This is a genomic window from Halalkalibaculum sp. DA3122 (assembly GCF_043951865.1).
Classification (GTDB): Bacteria; Bacteroidota; Rhodothermia; order Balneolales; family Balneolaceae; genus JAMQKA01.
The window spans coordinates 1-21,516 of the sequence record NZ_JBINJF010000029.1 but is presented as its reverse complement, the minus strand read 5'-3'; the positions used below and the strand labels follow the sequence as shown (position 1 = coordinate 21,516).

General features: G+C 49.1%; 20 protein-coding genes. 12 read left to right on the top strand and 8 right to left on the bottom strand.

What is annotated here, in order from left to right; all coding sequences use genetic code 11:
- Positions 1 to 547 precede the first annotated feature (547 nt).
- The 8 genes from ACG2F4_RS15665 to ACG2F4_RS15630 all read right to left on the bottom strand — a co-directional run bounded on the left by ACG2F4_RS15665 (position 548) and on the right by ACG2F4_RS15630 (position 6,611).
- Positions 548 to 973, bottom strand: a complete 426-nt coding sequence (locus ACG2F4_RS15665; protein ID WP_395261827.1) for an OsmC family protein — start codon at positions 971 to 973, stop codon at positions 548 to 550.
- Positions 974 to 1,021: 48 nt separating this feature from the next.
- A complete protein-coding gene (locus ACG2F4_RS15660) occupies positions 1,022 to 1,855 on the bottom strand; it encodes a c-type cytochrome (RefSeq protein WP_395261826.1) in 834 nt (277 codons plus the stop codon).
- Positions 1,856 to 1,862: 7 nt separating this feature from the next.
- The gene (locus ACG2F4_RS15655; RefSeq protein WP_395261825.1) at positions 1,863 to 2,090 is read right to left on the bottom strand and encodes a hypothetical protein; all 228 of its coding nucleotides are present in this window, start codon (positions 2,088 to 2,090) and stop codon (positions 1,863 to 1,865) included.
- 3 nt (positions 2,091 to 2,093) lie between these two features.
- On the bottom strand, positions 2,094 to 3,107 hold the full coding sequence (locus tag ACG2F4_RS15650) for a cbb3-type cytochrome c oxidase subunit II (RefSeq protein ID WP_395261824.1): 1,014 nt from the start codon (positions 3,105 to 3,107) through the stop codon (positions 2,094 to 2,096).
- 6 nt (positions 3,108 to 3,113) lie between these two features.
- Positions 3,114 to 4,553 (bottom strand): cbb3-type cytochrome c oxidase subunit I, encoded by a 1,440-nt coding sequence (locus tag ACG2F4_RS15645; protein WP_395261823.1) that lies wholly within the window; start codon positions 4,551 to 4,553, stop codon positions 3,114 to 3,116.
- Positions 4,554 to 4,592: 39 nt separating this feature from the next.
- Positions 4,593 to 5,699, bottom strand: a complete 1,107-nt coding sequence (locus ACG2F4_RS15640; RefSeq protein WP_395261822.1) for a hypothetical protein — start codon at positions 5,697 to 5,699, stop codon at positions 4,593 to 4,595.
- Positions 5,700 to 5,763: 64 nt separating this feature from the next.
- Positions 5,764 to 6,090: a metal-sulfur cluster assembly factor gene (locus tag ACG2F4_RS15635; RefSeq protein WP_395261821.1), complete on the bottom strand. Its 327-nt coding sequence runs from the start codon at positions 6,088 to 6,090 to the stop codon at positions 5,764 to 5,766.
- A 161-nt stretch (positions 6,091 to 6,251) separates the two neighbouring features.
- Positions 6,252 to 6,611, bottom strand: coding sequence for a DUF3470 domain-containing protein (locus tag ACG2F4_RS15630; protein WP_395261820.1), 360 nt, complete (start codon positions 6,609 to 6,611; stop codon positions 6,252 to 6,254).
- Between the two features lie 166 nt (positions 6,612 to 6,777).
- Between ACG2F4_RS15630 and ACG2F4_RS15625 the strand changes: the two genes are divergently transcribed.
- From ACG2F4_RS15625 to ACG2F4_RS15570, 12 genes are all read left to right on the top strand, one after another.
- Positions 6,778 to 7,524, top strand: coding sequence for a hypothetical protein (locus ACG2F4_RS15625; protein WP_395261819.1), 747 nt, complete (start codon positions 6,778 to 6,780; stop codon positions 7,522 to 7,524).
- A gap of 397 nt (positions 7,525 to 7,921) precedes the next feature.
- A complete protein-coding gene (locus tag ACG2F4_RS15620) occupies positions 7,922 to 8,533 on the top strand; it encodes a helix-turn-helix transcriptional regulator (protein ID WP_395261818.1) in 612 nt (203 codons plus the stop codon).
- Between the two features lie 172 nt (positions 8,534 to 8,705).
- The gene (gene gdhA, locus ACG2F4_RS15615; protein WP_395261817.1) at positions 8,706 to 10,109 is read left to right on the top strand and encodes an NADP-specific glutamate dehydrogenase; all 1,404 of its coding nucleotides are present in this window, start codon (positions 8,706 to 8,708) and stop codon (positions 10,107 to 10,109) included.
- A 97-nt stretch (positions 10,110 to 10,206) separates the two neighbouring features.
- Complete coding sequence (locus ACG2F4_RS15610; protein WP_395261816.1) at positions 10,207 to 10,578, top strand: DUF488 domain-containing protein; 372 nt, start codon at positions 10,207 to 10,209, stop codon at positions 10,576 to 10,578.
- Positions 10,579 to 10,778: 200 nt separating this feature from the next.
- Complete coding sequence (locus ACG2F4_RS15605) at positions 10,779 to 11,012, top strand: hexameric tyrosine-coordinated heme protein (protein WP_395261854.1); 234 nt, start codon at positions 10,779 to 10,781, stop codon at positions 11,010 to 11,012.
- 169 nt (positions 11,013 to 11,181) lie between these two features.
- A complete protein-coding gene (locus tag ACG2F4_RS15600; RefSeq protein WP_395261815.1) occupies positions 11,182 to 11,376 on the top strand; it encodes a hypothetical protein in 195 nt (64 codons plus the stop codon).
- A gap of 91 nt (positions 11,377 to 11,467) precedes the next feature.
- Positions 11,468 to 12,223 (top strand): DUF2249 domain-containing protein, encoded by a 756-nt coding sequence (locus ACG2F4_RS15595; RefSeq protein ID WP_395261814.1) that lies wholly within the window; start codon positions 11,468 to 11,470, stop codon positions 12,221 to 12,223.
- Between the two features lie 219 nt (positions 12,224 to 12,442).
- Complete coding sequence (gene nadA / locus ACG2F4_RS15590; protein ID WP_395261813.1) at positions 12,443 to 13,393, top strand: quinolinate synthase NadA; 951 nt, start codon at positions 12,443 to 12,445, stop codon at positions 13,391 to 13,393.
- A 168-nt stretch (positions 13,394 to 13,561) separates the two neighbouring features.
- Positions 13,562 to 14,710 (top strand): cytochrome P450, encoded by a 1,149-nt coding sequence (locus ACG2F4_RS15585; protein ID WP_395261812.1) that lies wholly within the window; start codon positions 13,562 to 13,564, stop codon positions 14,708 to 14,710.
- 767 nt (positions 14,711 to 15,477) lie between these two features.
- Complete coding sequence (locus ACG2F4_RS15580; RefSeq protein ID WP_395261811.1) at positions 15,478 to 16,803, top strand: TolC family protein; 1,326 nt, start codon at positions 15,478 to 15,480, stop codon at positions 16,801 to 16,803.
- 2 nt (positions 16,804 to 16,805) lie between these two features.
- Positions 16,806 to 17,930, top strand: a complete 1,125-nt coding sequence (locus ACG2F4_RS15575; RefSeq protein WP_395261810.1) for an efflux RND transporter periplasmic adaptor subunit — start codon at positions 16,806 to 16,808, stop codon at positions 17,928 to 17,930.
- Positions 17,931 to 17,944: 14 nt separating this feature from the next.
- Positions 17,945 to 21,043 carry an efflux RND transporter permease subunit gene (locus ACG2F4_RS15570; RefSeq protein ID WP_395261809.1) on the top strand — a complete coding sequence of 1,033 codons (3,099 nt, stop codon included), beginning with the start codon at positions 17,945 to 17,947 and terminating at the stop codon, positions 21,041 to 21,043.
- The last annotated feature ends 473 nt before the right edge of the window (positions 21,044 to 21,516 follow it).

Genomic DNA, 21,516 nt, shown 5'->3' with positions numbered 1-21,516 from the left:
AAAAGAACCCCAGATATTCACATTTAAAGGCTTACCAAGTAATAGCGCTTTTCCACATTGCTAGCATCCTCCGAAATTTGTTGCAGGGGTTCTTTTCTTCACGCCTTCGCTGCGTTTGCCCGGGACGGCTCATAAATCCGCAGGCCGGAAGGGATCAACACCCCATTCGCAGCTTACCAGTCCTAAAAGGATCCAGGGGTAGCCATTGGTTCCTGCCAGCATACAAATGTAAGGAAATATGGGAACGCCCGAACAACCTTGCATCCTGAACTACCCATTTATCCATTACATCATTGGTGTACAAATAGTGGGCCTGCCAAAAGGCAACCAAACGTAGTCAATAACTAAACTAATACATCAATTTTGGCTAAGAACGTCCTCCAGCTAAAGTGCCTTTGGAAACAGGATGTAATTCTTCAAATACATTTTATTATAGATCTTTTCCAAATGTGACTCAGCCCGAGTTCATAGTTGGTTGGACTGACGTTTTATCAAGACCACGGCCACGTGAAATCATCAATTAACACGTGGCCGTGGGAATTGATAGTTAATTTAACGTTGCATCCAGCGTAATGTCCGTTCCAGCCAGCACTTTTGATACCGGGCATCCTTCTTTGGCACCCTCAGCAAATTCCTGGAATGTGCTATTGTCGATACCCGGGACATTCGCCTCAGTAATTAAGTTTATTCCGGTAATTGCCGGACCATTATTCGTAACTTCAAATGTGACTTCTGCTCGCGTGTCCACTGACTGTGGATCGTGACCGGCTTTAGCCAATTCGTTGGAGAGCGCCATCGAATAGCACCCGGCGTGAGCTGCGCCGATTAGCTCCTCGGGATTGGTTCCTTCCCCATTCTCAAATCGAGAGGCAAAGGTGTATTCGCCCTGATAGGAACCACTGTCAAATTGCATGACGCCGTTTCCATTTTTAAGATCTCCGTTCCATTGTGCATTTGCTTTACTTGTAGGCATAGTACTATTTATTTAGAGTTAATTATTGAGGTTGTTAGTCTGTAATAACTAATTTGAATTTCCTTCTGCTCTTACCTTCTGAACTTGTTCGGCTGTTACTGTTGGTGCATCGTTGCCCCAGCTTGTCCGTTCGTGATTTATGATCGCCGCTACTTCCTGGTCCGAAAGCTGCTCGGAAAAGGGCGGCATTGCGGCCGAATACTCCACTCCGTCAATGGGCTCTCCCTGCATGCCAAACAGGATGATTTCGATATGGCGCGTCGGGTCCTCGTAGGTCACGACCGGATCACCCGCCAGCGGAGGGAAGGCTCCGGTTACTCCCTCTCCATTATTTTGATGACAACTGGAGCAACTGGTACGATACAGCGTGGCTCCGATATTGGCTTTTGATGGAGGGGCAACTTCACCGGATGGCTGGGGAGTCGCCTGATCCCCGTAAAAAAGACTGTACGTGGGAGAATTGGCAAATTCATCGGGCGCATTCCACTGCTGGGCGATATAAAAGGTACTCCAGGCCACTACTACAAGCAGCAGTACCCATGCCCAGGTCGGGACCGGGGCGGGTGTTTCGGCGCGTGAGGGCTCCCAATAGGGTTCTTTGGCTCCTCCATACGCGTTTAACAGGATCGGGACCTTTCCATCCAGCGTGTCATTGTCCTGCAGTCCCTCAACATCTATACCGGGGCCGTTCCGTACTTCGAACGGTATCTTCCGAACTCCCTTGTGGCCGGTGGCGTCGGTGGCAACTACTTTTAGCGTGTGCGGTCCATCTTCCAGCTGCGTGGTGTCTAACTCGAACCGCACCGGCGGACGATAGGAGACAATGGGTTCTTCCTGGTCATCCAGATATACATGAATCAAGTTACTATTGTCTTCAGCCATAGTATCTTCAGTTGGATTGGTCTTCTAAAATCTTGCGCTTTATATGATCTTCCGATTGTTCCCCCGGCCAGATAAGCCACTTTACGGTGTAGTACACGACTCCGATCACTATTAGTGAAGAGATAATAAGTACCAGGTAGTAGAGCGGGCCGTCCGGCGGGGCATATTCACGTCCCTCACTGGAAGTGGAAAATTCTGTGGCTTTCTGCAAGAGTGTTACTATCAGCGGTATCATCGGTTATTCGTCAGCTTGTATTTGGTTTAAGTCTTCATCATTGCGTACTTCTGCCACATCCTCAGCCGTAACGGTCGAAGCGTTGTTCTCCCAGCTGGTCCGCTCATGGTTGATTACGGCCGCTACTTCTTCGTCGGAGAGCATTTCACCAAACGGCTGCATGATGCCCTGGTACTCGGTCCCTTCGATAGGAACCCCCTGCATGCCGTAGAGTACCACGCGAATATGATCGGTGGGATCCTCGTCCGTTACAACCGGGTCGCCGGCCAGCGGGGGAAAGGCCCCCTGCACACCCTGCCCATTCTGCTGGTGACAGGATGCACAGTTATTGGCGTATATCGTCGCCCCGTTGATCTTTTTTCTTGCTGCCCGGGCTGTAACAGAGTCCGCTTTTGCTTGTTGTCCTGCAGTTGGCTCGGCATCCATCGGTACCTGATCCAGGGATTGCAGATAGGCAACGAGCGCCTCCGCACGTTCGGTGGCAACAACCTGACCTTCTTCCGGGCCATATTCACCCGGCATGGAGATCACCGTCGCATCTTCGGAGGGATTCTCTTCGATACTAAACAGCCAGGGATAGGATGGCATGATCGACTCCTCGACGACCGACCGCGGATTGTACAGGTGCATATAGTGCCATACCGCGCTCGGCTGGCGCTGCCCCACATTGCTCAGGTCGGGACCGGTTCGCTCGCTCCCCAGCACGGCCGGCGTCTGCCGCCATACATCCTGCCGGCCGATACGGGCATAGTCGCCGGGAGCCGAAGGACGCCCCCAGTTTTCATCCATTTCAATAGGGCGCACCTGCTGGGTATGACAATAGACACACCCTTCGCTGATAAATACGTTGAGGCCCTTCTGCTGGAGCTCGGTCATCGGCTCGCTGGCCGGCAGAGGCTCATTTTGCTGCTGCACCCACAGGGCGGGAAATACGGCAATAAGCAGGCTGAGGAAAATGAATCCCCAAAATACAACACCAAACAATAGCTTGTGATTTTTATGGAAATTGAGCTTCATAATCAGTTAGGCAGTTTTCGATTCGGTAGTTTCAGCGATTTCGCCCCGGGCGGTGGGACGCATTTTCCAGACGTTGTAGGCAAATACCAGGTGAGAGATAAACATCATGGTGCCGCCCACGGCTCTCCACACCCAGTACGGGGTCATCAGGGTGACCGACTCGATGAATGATTCACCGGCGATCCAGCTGAGTCCCTGCAGCGTACCCCCGATCATCAGTGGTATGCTATAGACCAGCACGCCGATAAGGGCCAGCCAGAAGTGAGCACCTACGGCAAATTGTGGCGGTTCATTTCCCGTCATCCGGGGGATAAGACCGTAGATGCCGCCCCAGACAAGAAAGGAGACAAACCCGTACATGCTCATGTGGGAGTGGGCCACAGTGAAGTTGGTAAAGTGCCATACTTTATTAAGTGAACGGAATGCCTCCAGGGTGCCCTGGTAGGATACAATTGCATAGAAGATGACTCCGACCAGGATAAAGGGAAGCGAGTAGCTTCGTGCGATGGATCGCCACTTCCCGCGCATCGTCAACAGGAAATTCCCTGTCCCTGCGGTAACGGGGACGATCATCCCCACGCTGAATACTATGGCCACGGTCTGTATCCACCAGGGAATGGGGCTGAAGACAAAATGGTGGGAGCCGATCATCGTATAGAATACCATCTGCGTCCAGAATGCCAGTACGCCCAGCGAGTAGGAATAGATCGGTCGGTTCAGCAGTTTGGGAAGAAAGTAGTAAGTCAGGCCCAGCACCATCGGGGTAAACCACTGTCCCACGCCCTGGTGCATATAATAGCCCTGGATCACCGTTTGGCTTATCCCGTCCTCTTGATAACCCGGAAGGTAGGCAATGCTCACCAGGATGATGGTCCACAGGCAGGCGGCCAGGATATACCAGTTGGAAATGTAGATTTCCTTCACATTCCGATCAGCGATTGTCTTATACAAATTATAAGCCACCAGGATAAGCCCGAATGCAAAGAACGCAAAAATAGGCCAGATGATCTCGCGGTACTCCTGCGCGCCGTTGTTGATGCCGGCCATCAGGCTGATGACCCCGAAAAACACGGCTATATTCATAAGTCCGAGGCTCGTCCACCCCAGCCGGTAGCTGTAGAGCTCGCGCTGGCTGGTTCTGGGGACCACATACAGGGCCAGTGCAATCATGGCTTGAGAAAGGAATCCCCAGAATACCACGTTGGTGTGTACGGGACGAAGTCTGCCAAAGGAAAGCCAGGAGATCGAATCGAGCTCCGGCCAGACAAACTTAAATCCTACATATTCTCCAACGAGTGTTCCGAATACCAACCAGAAGGCGGAAAAAGCGACAAAGGAAAAAATGAGGCGGATTGATTGCAGCGAAGTGTCAATTCGCTCTCCGGCCCTGGCTTTCTCAACCGTTAACGGTCGCTGGACAGAACGTATAGCAGATGGTTTATTCATAATGGTAAACTGTTCTCATCAATAGCGATTACATTTCTATTACGATTGCCTGACGGGCTGCTTTTTCTTGCGTGAAGCACGGATCAACTGGAAGAGTACGCCACCCAGGAAAAGCAGGATCGCCAGCACGTTGCCGTGGCTCCCGATTTTTCGGACTACCGGCCACCAAACCAGATCTCCCATCACCCGGGCCAGTAGAAAACCGTGAAGAAGAATCAGCGGCAGATAAAAATAGGGGTGCCAGGGAACCAGTTTTCCCGAAAGAGAGGGTATGATGACCGATGCGTGGGCAAAGATCATGCTGAACACAAAGCCCACAAATATCATGTGGAGGAGCCCGTCATACAGCGGCCCCGCCGTCGGGAAGCCATGCCAGAGGCCGAACAGGCCGGACAGGATCAGCCACCCGTAGCCCGTCAGCAGGCAGATAGCACTGTAACGGGTCCACTCCACCGATTTGATGGTACGGCGGGCCACATCATATTTAACGAGCCACCCGGCCACCCCGACCAGGAGTACGGATGCAATGGTCCAGCCAATGGTTCGGTCGAAATGGGTTATCGCCAGAGCCCCGATCCACCCCAGGATGAGCCCGGCAAACAGTTGCTGGGCCTGCTTCGGGGGACGCATAATACGGTTGAGCTCCAGCCGTTCCCCGAAAATGGTAAGCATGGGGAAGGCAGCCCACCAGGCTACCAGGGTATAGATTGGATAACCGGTTATATAGAGCACGTTTCCAACCATCAGTGAAGCGGCTCCAAATGCCATAATCAGGTGGTAGATTTTGGGCTGCAGGTAGTACAGGTAACTCATAACGAGTGTCAAACCTATCGAACCCAGAAGCAAAAGCCACTGGCCCGCAACCACCGGACCCGCCAGCAGTAATACCGTAGAGGCCGCCATCAGCACCGGGGCCGCATAGGCCCATTTCTTTTCAAGGGCGGCCGCTCGCTCCAATCCAATGAGTGTTCCGAGGAATCCGTTGATCATAAGCGGGCCATGAGCTATGGGGGAAACCGGCTGAGTGGGAGCATCACTTAAAAACCCAAGGCGAACCAGGCCCGAAAACAGGCCGGTGAGCAGCCCCACGGCCGCAAAAAAGAGAAGACCAACCAGCACTTTGTTGGAGACTTTACCAGCGTTCATTTAATCTTTGAAATTTTGAATGGTTTCTGATTTTATGTGAGCCAGATTTAGATACCTGCCTTTTTCACACTTGAGCTCGTGGCGGGGGATGGGCAAAAAACTCGACGTCCGGTTTAATCATATCAACGTTCCACTCGGGCTCCCAGACCACCCGGGTTTCAAAAGCCTTGATCTGATCGATTGAATCCAATGCCTCTTCCACTTTCTGTTGAAGAAAGCGGCGCATGGGACACCCGGGCGTGGTGACCGTGTATTCCACGACAACCACATCCCCTTCCGGGTATATCCCGTACACCAGCCCGAGATCAACAATATTGACTCCCAGTTCGGGATCGATAACTCCTCGGAGCTTCCCAGCAATGGCCGTTCGATCTAAAGTGGATAAATCCATAATCTTTCTAACAGTATTGACTAGATGGGAGTGAAACCCCTGAGCGAGTACCTTCACAAAAGCTGACCTCTGTTTGGAAAAGTACCCGCCGGGTATCTTTAGTTATTGGTTATTGGTTGATCAAGCCGATTCTGAATTACTAATCAACCAATAACCAATAACTAGTCTACGGGCTTCGCCTCGTCATCCCAGCTTTCGACCAGGTATTCGCGCTTGTCTTCGCGCTTTCCCCATTCCTCGGCATTGGGCAGAGGCTCCTTCACCTCGTTAATAATGTGGTCCATCCATTCTTCAGAGAGACGGTCGTTGAGTTCGATGTATTCCTCCCACTCCATAGGCACTTCGTCATCGGGATAGATGGCATCCACAGGGCATTCCGGCACGCAGGCATCACAATCAATGCATTCAAAAGGATCGATGACCAGGAAATTGGGCCCTTCCCGAAAAGCATCCACGGGACAGACGGCCGCACAGTTGGTGTGCTTGCACTGAATACAGGGTTCGGTAACGACGTACGCCATAGCAGTAAGTGTTAAACGATTCTCAATTGCTTCAGGGGAAAGGTAGGAGCCTGGAAAATTAATATCAACTATAAAAACGGTTTTAACCTTTTTTATTGATTTAATGATTTGGCATTCCTATTTTGAAACAGCTTGAAAAAACGATCACGGAACGAACCTGACTATTATGGATACCCATTCCACCCTTGCAAACCTGACTCCTGAAGCTACCATAGAAGAAATTATTACAGCCGACCAGAAAGCCGGGGATCTGCTGGCTTCTATCGGCATGGAACCGGCAAGCCACAAAAGTGAAACCCTGCGTTCGGTATGCCAGCAGCTGAAGTGGAGTGAAGAGGAGGTGCTGGCGTGGGTTAAGAAAAACCGGGTTGCCAGGAATACTCAGGAGCAAACGTCCAAAAAGTCTGACAAACCGGATTCCGGGGATGATCTAACTTTGTGGTGCAATCATATTGTAGAGGAATATCATCCCCGGTTGCTTTCCCTTCTTGGGGAGATCACCCATGATTTTCCCCGGATTCACCAGGTACACGGCAATCAATACACCTGGCTGAAACATATGCAATGGCCGCTTGAGAAATTTGACGATAAGCTTCAGTTCTATACCTACTTTGAAAGCCAAAAATTCTTCCCCCTTTTTGAGAACCTCAACGAGGGAAAACAGGGGATCATGGATGGAACTATCCAGAAAGTGAAACGAGGAATCGGAATTATTCAAGAAGATCAGGAAAAGCTGGAGACCCTGGTGGGGATAATTAAGCGAAAAGGTAATCAGCTTAACAACCCCAGCGGAGCCTGTTCAACACTGCGCATTCTCAATTATAACTTGAATCAGCTATTTTCCATACTCAGCGAGCAGTTTGAACTGGAGCGGCAGAAGCTGTTGCCCTTGGTACGCTCAAAATATAGATAACGTGATCTCAGGTTAAGGAATGTAATAATAAGTACGAGAAGAAGTTGTTTTCCGGCCTATGAAATTTTTGTTGGAATAGTGACCGCAGCCGGAGCGTTAAGAAACCATTTCTGTTTGAGATCCGCGCTTCCCAGCGGATCGAGTTAAATGGTTTTAGCTGCGGCGGAGGGAACGGAACAAAAATTTCACCAGCCGGCGATTTTTTTGGTTCGTTTTTTCATCGGTGAAAAAATGAACATTATAAAAAGTGTATCCAAAGACCTTATAAGCAATATAAACATTATTTCTTATCTCGATCTGACGTTAGATAGTTTGCCGGCTGCACCGAGCACATTACGAATAACCAATTACAAATAACCAATACCTAAATATGTTTACCGGCTCAAAAAAAGAATTGTTGGATCTAATTAAACGAGAAGGAGCTATCTCAATTGATGATGCGGTCGATGTGGTTGAGCTGGCCAAAACAACCGTGCGAGAACACTTCCTGCAGCTTGAACGGGATGGATATATCCAGCGGGATTATGTGCGTTCAGGCCCGGGTAGGCCAAGTCTCCAATACCAGATGACCCAAAAAGGAAATAACCTGTATCCGTCGTATGAATCGGTGATGATGCGAGAGTTGCTTAAATATCTCAAGTCAAATGGGGATGATGAAACCATAGAGGATTTCTTCCAGGCGTTTTGGGACAAGCGAATCGAAAAAGCCCGGAGATCTATGGACGAGGCCTCTGAAACTGACAGCTACTCCAGGGCTGAAGCATTGAAAAAAATGCTGGAGGAGGAGGGCTTTATGCCCGAATTCAATATTGATGAGGAGAGTGAAGCCATGACGGTCAAGGAATGCAATTGTCCATTTAGCGAGGTCGTCAAGGAAACCAAACTGCCCTGTAAGCTGGAAGCTATGTTTTACAAAAAACTGTTTGAGGGCGATGTCGAACGTACCTCTTACATCGCAGATGGCGATTTTTCCTGTACTTATGATATTTCGTTGAAGGCAAGCCAGTGAAGTTATTGTTTAATTCTTGTATTAGTTATTTGTGGAGTATAGCACATTATTTTCTGCTTTATGCCCAGTTAATCCAGGTGTGCTATCTAAAAAATTTATTGCGTACTGTATTACAAATTTATGGTAATAGCACTAGCTAATCACTGATAAATAAGTTTAACACCACTTACCCATGACGGAAAAACAATTAAACCCCAATACATTAGATAACCCGGAGCTCAAAACAAATGGAGCTGTAGATTACCGTTCTATCGATACATTTCTTACAAGGGTTAAAGAAAAAAATCCCGGTGAAATTGAATTTTTTGAAGCGGTTAAGGAAGTCATTGATTCCGCATGGGAGCTGTTGGAAAAGCATCCCAGATATCTGCATACAAATATCTTAGAACGACTTACCGAACCCGAACGGGTCATCATGTTTCGCGTGCCGTGGACAGATGACGAGGGACATGTGCATATCAATCGCGGCTACCGGGTTGAATTTAATTCGGCGATCGGTCCGTACAAAGGGGGGCTGCGCTTCCACCCGTCGGTGAACCTGGATATACTCAAGTTCCTTGCCTTTGAACAGACCTTTAAAAATAGCCTGACGACGCTCCCGATCGGGGGTGCCAAGGGGGGAGCCGATTTTGATCCCAAGGGAAAATCCGATTCGGAAGTCATGCGATTTTGCCAGTCCTTTATGACGGAGTTGTACCGGTATATTGGTCCCGAAACGGATATACCCGCCGGAGATATCGGCGTCGGCAGGCGCGAGATCGGGTACCTGTTTGGCCAGTACAAGAGGCTGAGTAATGAGTTTAACGGTGTAATGACCGGCAAGAGTGCAGAATCCGGCGGCAGTCTGCTGCGACCGGAAGCAACAGGGTATGGGCTGGTCTATTTTGTCAGTGAAATGCTTCAGGCCCAGAATCAAAACCTTGAGGGACAAACCATTACGATTTCCGGGTCCGGGAATGTGGCCCAGTTTGCAGCGGAAAAATCGATTCACCTCGGCGGCAAAGTGGTCTCGCTTTCGGACTCCGATGGCGCCATTTATGATCCGGAGGGACTGGATGAGGAGAAGCTGGCGTTTGTCAAGCATCTTAAAAATGAGAAACGCGGTCGCATTCGCGAATATGCCCAAAAATATGATGTCACCTACCTGGAGAACCAGACACCGTGGAATATTTCCTGTGACATCGCCCTCCCGTGTGCAACGGAGAACGAAATTGGCGAACAAGATGCCATTGCGCTGGTCGAAAACGGTTGCCGGTGCGTAGCAGAGGGCGCCAACAAACCCTGCCAGCCGAAAGCCGTGCAGGTATTCCTGGAAAATGAGCTGCTGTTCGGACCGGGAAAAGCGGCCAATGCCGGTGGTGTCGCGGTCTCACAGCTGGAGATGGCTCAAAATAGCATGCATACCCAATGGCCGCGGTCGGAAGTGGATACCAGGCTCCAGGAAATTATGCGAAATATCCATTCAAAATGCACAACCCATGGTGAGGCAGGCGGTAACATCAACTATATCAAAGGGGCCAATATTGCAGGCTTCATTAAAGTGGCGGATGCCATGCTTCAACAGGGCCTGGTATGATCTGCTTGCATTGAACCGCTCATTTAAAAGAAATTGGGATAAAATTGGAACCCCTTCGACTTGCAAATTGGAATTACAAATGAACATAGTAAAGTAGATGAGTCAGCCAACGTTTAAACTCAAACGCATTTACGAGGAACCCACCGCTGATGACGGATACCGCGTGCTGGTGGATCGCCTTTGGCCGCGGGGCGTCTCCAAAGAGGAGGCCCGGCTGGACGAGTGGCTCAAAGAAATTGCTCCATCCACCGAGTTGCGCAAGTGGTTTGATCACGATCCAAACAAGTTCAAAGCCTTCAGCAATCGGTATAAAACAGAGCTTGCAGAGAAGCAGCAGGTAATTGAAGCATTACTGAAAAAGGCCGAAAACCAACAGGTAACCTTGCTTTTTGCTGCCAGGGATAAGGCGCATAATCACGCCATTGTCTTAAAGGAATTTTTGGATACATACGCTGAGGAATCCTCATAAATGGGTGGCATCGGTTGTGAGAACAGGATCTCACAAGGATTATAAACGGATATTTATAATGAATATGAGTTTTACCAACCAACCTCAATCAAGAAAAAGACAGGATCATGACTAAATATATATCTGCAATCGTACTGGGCAAAATATTATTTGTAGCCGGAACGGCATTTATATCTATACAGGATAGCGATACAACCGACATGGCAAAAAAGAAGGATGAGTTATCCCTGATTACTGACACCCCTGAAGAGGGATTTGAAGTAGCGGTTCAACTGGCCCGAAAAGGGGTGACAACCACCCAGCCTGACAAGGATGTGCTGTTCATGTTGCGGGATGTGTATTCCAAAGATCCGGATGCGCTTATTGCCAGCTCATACGTTATTGCTGTGCACTACCAAACAGTAGCCGAAGCCAATAATTACTGGCGGGAGTAGAAGAACAAGGAGCTGCTTTTGGGTGCAATGTTCTGAAATATTCAGGATGATTGTACAATCCTGGCTGGTGTAGTTATTGGATATTTGTTGGAAAGCTACCGCAATTGAGAAATTGATGCCGGCTTTCTTATCCTGAGTTGATCTAAACAGAAAATTAAACAGTAGTATTATGAGTGAATACTTAAAAACTCTTTCTGCCGATCAGCTGGAACATCTCATAAAGGAGAAGATCGATGATTACCTCGGGGGTAATTTCACCTGTACGGTCAAAGATCTGAATACGCCCAACGTAAACACGGAAGGGGACAAAATTACTTTTGTGGTGGAATTGCGAGACCAGGAAAATACCGGCTCTCACCATTAACCGAACTTCTTCAAAAAGTACCGTGAAGGTTTGACTATTGTATTTTAATCGAAATAGGACTAAGTAGTATTAAATCTTTTAAATACATCTTATGAATAACTCAATTAGCGAAACAGAAGAACTGGATGTACGCAATCTTATCCCCGTTAAACGTCATGAAAAACTGTTGCAGCTTTTCAAGGAGCTGCCCGTGGGCGAAAGCTTTACTTTTATCAACGATCATGATCCCAAACCGCTGTATTATGAATTCCGGTCAATTTACGGGAATGTAGTGGGATGGGAATACATGCAGCGCGGAGGGCAGGAGTGGAAGGTCAGAGTTACAAGGACCGAAGCCTCAAAAGGGCGGGAATTCAGGGAAATTTCCACTTTGATGGATCTCCGCAAAGCCGATAAAAAGGACTGGAAGTACGCGGTATTTCATCGTTACGGCATGATGTTGAAAGGAGATACGATGGAGCTTGTTGCGGAAGAAGATCCGGAAGAGATTCGCAGGATTTTCGGCAACAAATTTGAGGGCGAACACGACTGGACGTATAAGAAGCAGGAGGCCGGAGAATACATAATCCATATCACGAAAAAGGAGGAGAGTGATGTAACGGCCGAGGATGTTTCGATTGTCAACAAATTTGATGTCCGTCCCCACCCGCCGGCCAAACGCCACGATATGATCTTTGATGCGTTTGAGGAGCTGAATCCCGGAGAGGCGTTTGTGTTTACCAACGATCACGATCCCAAGCCGCTGTATTACCAGATGGAGGCGGAAAGCGATGATCCGTTTGAGTGGGAATACCTGCTGGCCATGCCCGGGGAGTGGAAAGTGAAAATCACGAAAAAATCGGAGTAGTTCCCTGTTGTAAAATCACAGCCTGTGTTGTAGATGGAGGTCCCAAATAGAAAGTGGCATCCTGCACTTCTTTTAACGGCTTTATAACATGGTTTAATCGCAGTACGCACAGGTTTGTTGAGTTCAGAAAAGTCAAATGACTAAACCAGTGGTGCGAGGCATTTACAATGTATGTTGCCCCCGCTTCACTTGTAATCGAGATCACAAGCAAGAATTGTTATGAAAACGACGGTCGACACAGAGATAGCAGAAGAGATAGGCAAACTGAAACGAGAAAAGAAGGCCCTGATCCTGGCCCATAATTACCAGGTGCCGGAGGTGCAGGAGGTGGCCGACTTTATCGGCAGCTCGCTGGGACTGGCCCGGCAGGCCGACCGCACCGATGCGGAGATGATCGTGTTCTGCGGGGTGCACTTTATGGCCGAGACCGCCTCGATGATATCGCGCGACAAAAAGGTGTTGATACCGGATCCGGAGGCCGGCTGCTCGCTGGCCGAGACCATTACCGCCGACCAGCTGCGGGCGTGGAAGGCGGAACATCCCGGCGCGGTGGTGGTTTCCTATGTTAATACCACCGCGGAGGTAAAGGCGGAGAGCGACTACTGTTGCACATCCTCCAATGCAGTGCAGGTGGTGGAATCGATCCCCGAAGACCGGGAAATCCTGTTTCTGCCAGACAAGTTCCTGGGCACCTATATCGAGATGCAGACCGGCCGCGACCTGAATATCTGGGACGGCGTGTGCCATGTGCATGAGAAGATCGGGGAGCTGAACCTGGCTGAGGTGCAAAAAGAGCACCCCGATGCGGAGGTATTGATCCATCCCGAGTGCGGCTGCTCCACCTCCTGCATGATGCGTTCCTCCATGTATTTTGACTGCAACGACGCCCATATCCACTCTACCGGCGGCATGCTGGAGCACGTGGCTGAATCGGAGGCGGAGGAATTTGTGGTAGCCACCGAAACCGGCATCCTCTACCGCATGGAGAAGGAGAATCCCGGGAAAAAGTTCTACCCGGCCAACGAGGAGTCGGTCTGCGAGTTTATGAAGATGATCACCCTCGAAAAGGTGCACCGGGCGCTCAAACATGAGCAGTATGAGGTCCGCGTGCCGGATGCCCTGGCCGAACGGGCCAAAAAGCCGATAGAACGGATGCTGCAGATTTCCTGACCAGAATTAAATATGAATTTTCGAAATCAAATATCAGTACGGACGTAGCATGCTACGTCCCAACCAAAACCCAATACGGGGTATCCAACAAGAACTCGACGCAGGCATCCTTATTCTAAAAAAAACCCTGGGGGAGCAGTAACTGAAATTAACGAAGCAGGTATCTTTATGAGTAATAGAAACGGGTCGAATTGGGACCCTTTTTCCGTCAACGTACAGCGGGATCAGCGTTCAGCCTATGACGAGATGCGTGAACACTGCCCGGTGGCCTACAGTGCTTCATGGGGCTGGTCGGTATTCAGGCACGCCGATATAATGGATATACTGCACGATAGTGAGACATTCAGTAATAACGTGTCCTCACATACATCGGTGCCGAACGGAATGGATCCGCCGGAGCACACCCAATACCGGAAGCTGGTTGAGGTCTATTTCGAAGATGACCGGATTGCGGAATTTGAGCCCAAATGCCGAGGTGTCGCTTCCGATCTTGTGGATCAAATCACCGGTTGTGGAGAGGTGGAGTTCATCGACCGGTTTGCCCGGACATTCGCGGTGCGGGTACAGTGTGCATTTATGAGTTGGCCCAAGGAGATGCATCAACCCCTCCGGGAGTGGACGATCAACAATATCCGGGCGATCCGCAACCGGGATCGCCCGGCAATTAAAAGGGTCGCCCGACGGTTCCAGCGGCATATGAAAGAGCTGTTGAGCACGATACGGGAAGCCGACCCAGACCAGAATATCACCGCTCATCTTCTGCATCAAAAGGTAAACGGTCAGCGGCTGACCGATGAAGAGATCATCAGTATTCTGCGGAACTGGACGATGGGAGAGGTGGGGACTATCACCAACGCCATCGGTATATTGGTCCATTTTGTAGCTGCCCGCAGTGACGTTCAGTCCAAGCTTCGGGCAGAGACCATACGCTTGGAAGATGCGATCGAGGAGATATTGCGGCTTTACGGCCCGCTGGTAACAAACCGTCGTAAAACCAGATGTCCGGTGAACATAAGTGGGCGCAGGATTGAGGCCGGGGAGACGATAACGACAAACTGGGTGGCTGCCAACCGGGATGGTCAGGCGTTTGAGGAGGCCGAGGCATTTAACCCAGAGCGGAATCAGGAACAAAACCTGTTATTTGGAGCGGGTATTCACGCATGCCCGGCCGCACCGCTGGCACGAATGGAATTGCGGGTGGTGCTGGAGGAATTGCTGAAAAAGACGAGCGATATTTCTTTATCCCAAGATACACCGCCTGTCAAAGCCCAATACCCGGAAAGTGGCAACAACCGTTTATATTTGCAGCTGAAATAGCAATTAACTGAACGCGCTTGAGCGACTTGTTGTGAAGCTATTTGGCACAAAAATAAATAAGGAATCCCCAGACAGATGCCAGGTCCTGGCCTGCCGGCAATTGGTAAGGCTGAAAGGGTAATTTAGATGCACGGTCTTTCGCTATTGCCTTTAACTACGTTGCATTAAAGCGGGGGATAGCAACCATACTGGACCTAAAAGCCTCAATACTGAGCAGAGGTGTTCATTTTGACTTGATCCCAAAGGTATGAAAAAGATCTAGGCGGGGAAAGGTCACTAAACTAAGTTTGACATAAGAACGGGATATTTCCGTGAGGCTGCCTAAAAAAGGCTCAACAACAACAAGAAGATGCATACGGTAATCATGTTAACACCAAAAGAAATTGAAGGTCAATCCTCCTTCTCCAGAGGAACTCGTTGGTAAAAATGAGCTACCCCCCAAGTCCCTCTGGAGAAGAAGTATTTAGGGAGATTGACCCGCGTTCTCCATCCCTCTCCCAAAATCTAAAATCCTTCATCCCTAATCCCCCATCCGCTCTTGCGATTCGTGAGTCGTCCGGCAAAATGTAGCGCAGCCGAAGTTTAGCTATTTGTGGATTGGTTATCCGTTATTTGTTGAACCTACAACGAATTCCTAATAACCAATAACTAATCCCCACCAGTGATTTTTTAAACATGCCCTACTTAATATTGGGGACCTTTGAATATTGACTGTCAAAGAATTGAAGCTTATATTGTGAGTGAACGTTCACTTATAAATCAACAGCATGAAATTGTTACGCAACCTCCTTATTGGCAGTTATCTGATCGGCGGACTTGCATGGCCAGCTTTCGCTCAAACCGAGACGGTTACCCTGCCGGAAGCGATTGATCGGGCGCTGGAACATGCCACTACCACCCGCATTGCCGAGGCTGAAAAAGAAGCAGCTGAAGCGGGCAGTGGACTTTTGTCTTCCGACTATATTCCCAAAATAAACAGCAGTCTGTCATATACCCGCTCACAATTTCCCCAAATTGTAACTCCCATTCGCCGGCAGGGAGCTTTTCCCCCGCTGGACGACCAATTATATGAGGCCAACATTCAGGCCGACTGGGAGATTTTTGATTTCGGTGAAAGTCGAGCTATCAGGCAAAAAGCAAAAGCGCTGGCCGATGCAGCCAATGTGAAGTATGAACTGGCCAAAATGGAAACCATTGAATCGACCGTGTCGGCTTTTGTTCAGCTGCAGCAGCTCAGGGAGCTCAGGCGGGTGCAGCAAGGACGGCTTGAAGCTTTAAAAAAGAGCAAAGAGCAATTAGAGTCGCTATACCGCGAGGGTCGGATAGCCAACGTTGACCTTCTGAAAATTGAGGACACCATTGTAGATGCTAAGACGTCAGTAACAGCAACCAACAACAATATTGACCAAATATTGGAGTCACTATCTGATGATTTGGCCCTGCAGGATCAATTAGTCTTGGAGGAAGTAGTTCCACTGAAATTTGAGAATGATTTTCTATTTAATCCGGATCATGCACCAGCCGAGCAGGCCCCATCCGTTATGGCTGCACGAGAGAAAAAACAGGCTGCAGAATTTGAGGTTAAGGCTTCATATCGTGCTTTTTTACCCCAGTTCAATCTCTTTGCAGCCGAACAGCTCCGATCAGGCAGCGATTTGGAAATTGATGACCAGTGGATGGTTGGCATCCGGTTGAACATTCCGCTTTTTGCCGGTAAGAAAATTGTCAACAACCAGGTAAAAAAGAGTGAAGCCAAATCACAGGAGATCAGGCTGGAACAGACCCGGCAACAGTATCGACAGCAGCTTAACAAATTGATAAATGCTCAATTTGAAACGCAAGAAAGAATACAGGCAACGGAAACCCGGGTAACGTATCTGGAAGAAACCTACCGCGTGGAGTTTACTTCTTATCGTAAAGGCAGAACCACGCTTACTGATCTGCTGACCACGGAATCCAAATTAAACAGCGTACGGGCAGAGCTTATTGCCAGGCGCGCGCAGCTTAGGATACTCAATCTTAACACAGCCGTTTTAACAGGACAACTAACCAGGGAAATAGCGATAAAAATGGCACAAGGTGAACAGTTATGAACATGAATAAAAAAGATATCTTAACCGTCTTTACAATAGCTCTACTGGGCACTGTTACCATTTTATGGTTTACCGATAACAGTGAATCCGCCGCGGCCCGAGACACAAATTTGACTCAACAGAATGGCGGTGTAGCCGTTGAGGTCATCCGGCCAACGGTGAAAACCGTTGCCGATCACCTGCCGTATTTGGGAACTGTCGCTGGGACCAAAGACGGAACCCTTTCCTTCCGCATAGGTGGGACGCTCAACGAAATCAAAGTTGAAGAAGGTGAAAACGTTAAACAGGGGATGGTACTGGCTACCGTTTCGGTTCCCGAACTTGATGCCCAGCGCAGACGCGCTAAAAGTGAGTTCAAGAAGGCACAATCATCAAAAGTTTTTTGGGAACGTGAAGTTACCACCGACAGCACGCTCTATGAAGAGGGGGCCATTTCACAAACGGCATTCAATAAAACCGCCTTCAACTATGAACAGGCCCTGAGTGGTTATTATGCTGCAGAGGCGGCGTTGGATGAAATCCAAGAAAGAATTGCACAAACCCAGCTTGAGGCTCCTGCCAATGGCAGGATTGGATCAATTATGATCCGGGAAGGCAGTAACATCGGGCCCAACCAGCCGGTCTTCTTTTTCCATCAGGGGCAACCAGTAATATATGCTGATGTATTGGAGCAGGACTTCCGTAAAGGTATTAAAGAGGGAAGCACGGTTATGGCAGATATCAAAAATAAAATGGTGACCGGAAGTGTGGACCGGATAGATTACCAGGCCAAACCGCCTTTCCGGAGTGTCCGTGTATTTGCCTCCTTCCCTGATTCTGCTCTTGCCAGCCGACCACCCGGGGCGGGAATTTCCCTGACTTTTGAAGTTAACAGGCAAGAAGATGCCTTGCTGGTACCGGTATCATCCGTCGATTTACGAGGGGATACCCCACGTTTGTTCAAGGTAAACCATCAAATGAAAGCTGAGGCTGTACCGGTAGATCTTGGCATCCAGCGCGGGGAATATCGCCAGGTAAAAGGTAATGTATCCCCAACCGATAGAATTATCAGTTCCGGGGTCAATAATGTAGAGTCCGGCCAACGGGTGGAAATTGCACGTGAACTCACGTCAAATAATATAAATTAAGATCACAATATTTTATGAACTGGGCAGGATTTTCAATACAAAACAGGTACACCATTTATGCGCTTGCACTGGCCATTCTGGTGTTTGGTGCGCAATCGTATTTTACGCTTCCAATATCGTTGTTCCCGGAGACATCCCCCCCGGTGGTTACCATTATTACCCAGTATCCCGGTGCCACTGCGCTTGATGTGGCTGAAAAGGTATCTGAAGATATGGAAGAGGAAGTGTCAGCCCTTGACGGGATCGCAAAAGTAACCTCCAAATCGCAAGACGGTCTGTCCGTCGTGACAGCAGAATTCCAATATGATGTCAGCGTGGACCTGGCAGCCGTGGATGTGCAAAATGCGGTAAGCCGTATTAGCGGCACATTTCCGGAATCCATCAGCGAACCACGTATATTAAAGATCAGCTCGAGTGATAAGCCGGTAATTACGCTCGGTATTAGTTCAAGTGACGGTAATTTGAAAAAGGTGCGTCAAATTGCCGATGACGAAATTGCCCCCATCCTGCAGCGACTCAGAGGCGTTGCCTCAGTGGATATATTTGGTGGATACCGCCGGCAGATCAACATTTCTATCGACCGCGATCGTATGGAAGCGGCCAATCTCACACTAAGTGCCATCAGCCAGTCTGTACAGTCGGCCAACATCTCCAGGCCGCTGGGCAGTATTGAAAACAACCGGCGCGAGGTTCTGCTCCGTTTTGACGAATCACTGACTACCGCTGAAGAGATTAAACGTATACCCATCAAAAATGAACACAACCAGCGGCTGCTTATCGGCGATATCGCAGAAGTGGAAGACGGAGTGGCCGATCCGCAAAGTGCATTCATGGCAAACGGAACTGAGGTTGTAGCCCTGCAGGTACTCCAGCAGGATGATGCAAATACCGTGGAGGTGGTAAGTCGCGTTACGGACGAGCTGCCCAATCTTCGACAACAGTACCCCGGCTTAACGTTTGAAGTTGCTACCGAAGAGGGATCCTTCACCGAGCAGGTCACCGGAAATATGGCTACGTCCATAGCCCTTGCGCTGTTCCTGGCATCGTTCATCATATTTGGATTCCTGGAGAGCATCCGGCGCGCCTTTATTGTAAGTATCGCCATGCCCATGAGCTTCCTGCTTACATTTGCCCTGATGAAACTCAACGGCATGGAGCTGGACCTGGTGACGCTTTCGGCTATTATCCTGGCTGTTGGTATGGTGGTTGATGGCGCTGTGGTGGTTATTGAAAATATCAGCCGCCACTACGACGAGGAAAATCTTTCTGCCAAACAAGCAGCTATTGATGGCACCGGGGAGGTTTTCTTCGCCGTGCTTGTGGGAGTGGCTACGACCATCATTGTCTTAATTCCCTTTCAGTTTCTAACGGGATTTGTAGGCAAGGTTTTTGGTCCGCTCTCACTCACCATGATCTTTGCCTTCGGATCTTCCATCCTTATGGCCGTTACCCTTATCCCGCTGTTGTTTTTTCTTTTTGAAAGAAACAACTCGGAAATCGGATCATGGATTGAAAAATATATCGCACCCTTTAACCGTGGGATGGATAACATTCGGGATGGCTATCTGGTACTCCTCGACTGGTCGCTGAAACACCGCGCCATTCTGCTGACCGGTACCCTGATCATATTTATCGGAAGCATGGCTCTGCTGGCTATGCGGGGGATGGAAGTGCTGCCCAAGCTGGACTCCGGTTCCTTCTTTATCTCCGTGGAGGCTGAACCGGGCAGCTCGTTTAATAAGACAAAATCGATTGTCCGTGACATCGAAGATCTACTCAAAGAGGATAACGATGTGATTAACTATACGTCTCAGATCGGGTTTGAACCCGATGCCAAATTCTTTGGTGATGCCGGGGCCATGGGTGTACAGCAGGCTTTTATTACCGTTGAACTGGTCTCTCGCAAAGAACGGGAGCGCTCAATCTGGGATATCGAAAATCAGTTGCGGGATAAAATAAACCGCATTCCCGGAATTCGAACAGCCGTGCTAAAGGAGATGGGCGGAACGGCTAAAAGCACTACTGCTGCTCCCATTGACGTGCGCATATCGGGACCGGATTTGGAGCAGCTTAACAGGCTGGCCAAGGAAGTGGCCGAGCGGGTACGCAATGTTGAGGGGGCTGTTAATATTTATCGCCAGTGGACCCTGGAACGACCTGAAGTACAATTTACCATTGATCGCTATAATACGGCCTTTTATGATCTCACACCCGGCTATATCGCCCAGGAGACATTTGCCGCCGTAGATGGGGTGCCGGTAAGCAGATTAGATGCACCTGACGGCACCGATCCCAATATTGTGGTCAGGTATGATTCTACCAATCGCAGGGTTTTGGATGATGTCTTGCAGACCAAACTGAAGCCCGGGCTGCCATTGTCATCCGTGGCAAAAACCGATGTGCAGCTGGCCCCGAACCTGATAACACGTGAAAATCTCATCCGCACGGCCGACGTGCTGGGTTTTACCTACGATCGGGCTTTTAGCCATGTCATTGCCGATATAGAGTCATCCATCTCCGAAATGGAGGTTCCCAATGGATATGAATTGCAGGTGACCGGTGAAAACTCCGACCTCCAGGAGTCGCGTTCACAAATGCTGGGCGCTCTGCTCGCCGCTCTCATTGCTGTTTACCTGCTGATGGTGGCCCAATTCCGCTCTTTTATTCATCCATTGACGGTTATGCTTGCCGTACCGCTTGTAGTGGTGGGGGCCGCAATTGCCTTAATCATTGCCGGCAAGGTGATCTCCATGTCGGTGTTGATCGGCTTTATTTTGTTGGTCGGTATAGCGGTTAACAACTCAGTCATTCTCATTGATTTTATTTTGCACCAGATGAAGGGCGAAAGCCGGGAAGAGATTGTAAAAAAATCGGTTGCGGTTCGGTTTCGTCCTATTATGATGACCACCTTCTCAACGGTGATCGGCATGTTGCCACTGGCGCTGGAGCTGGCACTGGGGGCCGAGCGGTTTTCCCCTATGGCCATCGTCATTATCGGTGGACTTACGGCTTCAAGTATTCTTACCATGGTGGTGGTGCCCGTCTTTTATACCGTGATTGATGATTTTACATCATGGCTGGGAGACATAAAGCCAGCAACGGATTCCCAATAGATTTTCCGAGATCCTCAATCAAATCAATCCCCACAGCAAGTGAGGTATTTATCCAGGGCCTCCTCAGACCAACATTACTTCATTGGCTGCCAATACATTAGAGGTATTTATGTGGTACATACATGCAAGGAATTTGGCTAATTTGCCCAAAATCCTTGTATTTCTGCGATCTCCATTTTGTTAATATCGAATCCTGGTTGTACAAAATAGCTTATCATTGACTAATATGGGTGTTCATTTTTTCAGTGAAGAAAAAACGAACCAAAAAATTCACCAGAAAATCCTAGATATTGTTCTACCTGATGCTCCAACCCGTCCATTGCTTATCCACACCAAGTGGTTTTACTGGGAACGGTTGCCGGGATTTTCTGGACTTTGGGGGAGCTCGCTGAAAATAAGCTTACCCCTCCGGCCTGTGGATTTGTGAGCCGCGGTTTAGTTATTTGTTACTGGTTTATTAGTTATTTGGCTAA

Excerpts from the sequence above, each read along its gene's own strand:
- ACG2F4_RS15585 (WP_395261812.1), top strand. The coding sequence starts at position 13,562 with ATGAGTAATAGAAACGGGTCGAATTGGGACCCTTTTTCCGTCAACGTA.
- ACG2F4_RS15600 (WP_395261815.1), top strand. The coding sequence starts at position 11,182 with ATGAGTGAATACTTAAAAACTCTTTCTGCCGATCAGCTGGAACATCTC.
- nadA (WP_395261813.1), top strand. The coding sequence starts at position 12,443 with ATGAAAACGACGGTCGACACAGAGATAGCAGAAGAGATAGGCAAACTG.
- ACG2F4_RS15660 (WP_395261826.1), bottom strand. The coding sequence starts at position 1,855 with ATGGCTGAAGACAATAGTAACTTGATTCATGTATATCTGGATGACCAG.
- ACG2F4_RS15595 (WP_395261814.1), top strand. The coding sequence starts at position 11,468 with ATGAATAACTCAATTAGCGAAACAGAAGAACTGGATGTACGCAATCTT.
- ACG2F4_RS15650 (WP_395261824.1), bottom strand. The coding sequence starts at position 3,107 with ATGAAGCTCAATTTCCATAAAAATCACAAGCTATTGTTTGGTGTTGTA.
- ACG2F4_RS15665 (WP_395261827.1), bottom strand. The coding sequence starts at position 973 with ATGCCTACAAGTAAAGCAAATGCACAATGGAACGGAGATCTTAAAAAT.
- ACG2F4_RS15575 (WP_395261810.1), top strand. The coding sequence starts at position 16,806 with ATGAATAAAAAAGATATCTTAACCGTCTTTACAATAGCTCTACTGGGC.
- ACG2F4_RS15630 (WP_395261820.1), bottom strand. The coding sequence starts at position 6,611 with ATGGCGTACGTCGTTACCGAACCCTGTATTCAGTGCAAGCACACCAAC.
- ACG2F4_RS15605 (WP_395261854.1), top strand. The coding sequence starts at position 10,779 with ATGGCAAAAAAGAAGGATGAGTTATCCCTGATTACTGACACCCCTGAA.
- ACG2F4_RS15655 (WP_395261825.1), bottom strand. The coding sequence starts at position 2,090 with ATGATACCGCTGATAGTAACACTCTTGCAGAAAGCCACAGAATTTTCC.
- ACG2F4_RS15580 (WP_395261811.1), top strand. The coding sequence starts at position 15,478 with ATGAAATTGTTACGCAACCTCCTTATTGGCAGTTATCTGATCGGCGGA.
- ACG2F4_RS15640 (WP_395261822.1), bottom strand. The coding sequence starts at position 5,699 with ATGAACGCTGGTAAAGTCTCCAACAAAGTGCTGGTTGGTCTTCTCTTT.
- ACG2F4_RS15635 (WP_395261821.1), bottom strand. The coding sequence starts at position 6,090 with ATGGATTTATCCACTTTAGATCGAACGGCCATTGCTGGGAAGCTCCGA.
- ACG2F4_RS15645 (WP_395261823.1), bottom strand. The coding sequence starts at position 4,553 with ATGAATAAACCATCTGCTATACGTTCTGTCCAGCGACCGTTAACGGTT.
- ACG2F4_RS15610 (WP_395261816.1), top strand. The coding sequence starts at position 10,207 with ATGAGTCAGCCAACGTTTAAACTCAAACGCATTTACGAGGAACCCACC.
- ACG2F4_RS15625 (WP_395261819.1), top strand. The coding sequence starts at position 6,778 with ATGGATACCCATTCCACCCTTGCAAACCTGACTCCTGAAGCTACCATA.
- ACG2F4_RS15570 (WP_395261809.1), top strand. The coding sequence starts at position 17,945 with ATGAACTGGGCAGGATTTTCAATACAAAACAGGTACACCATTTATGCG.
- gdhA (WP_395261817.1), top strand. The coding sequence starts at position 8,706 with ATGACGGAAAAACAATTAAACCCCAATACATTAGATAACCCGGAGCTC.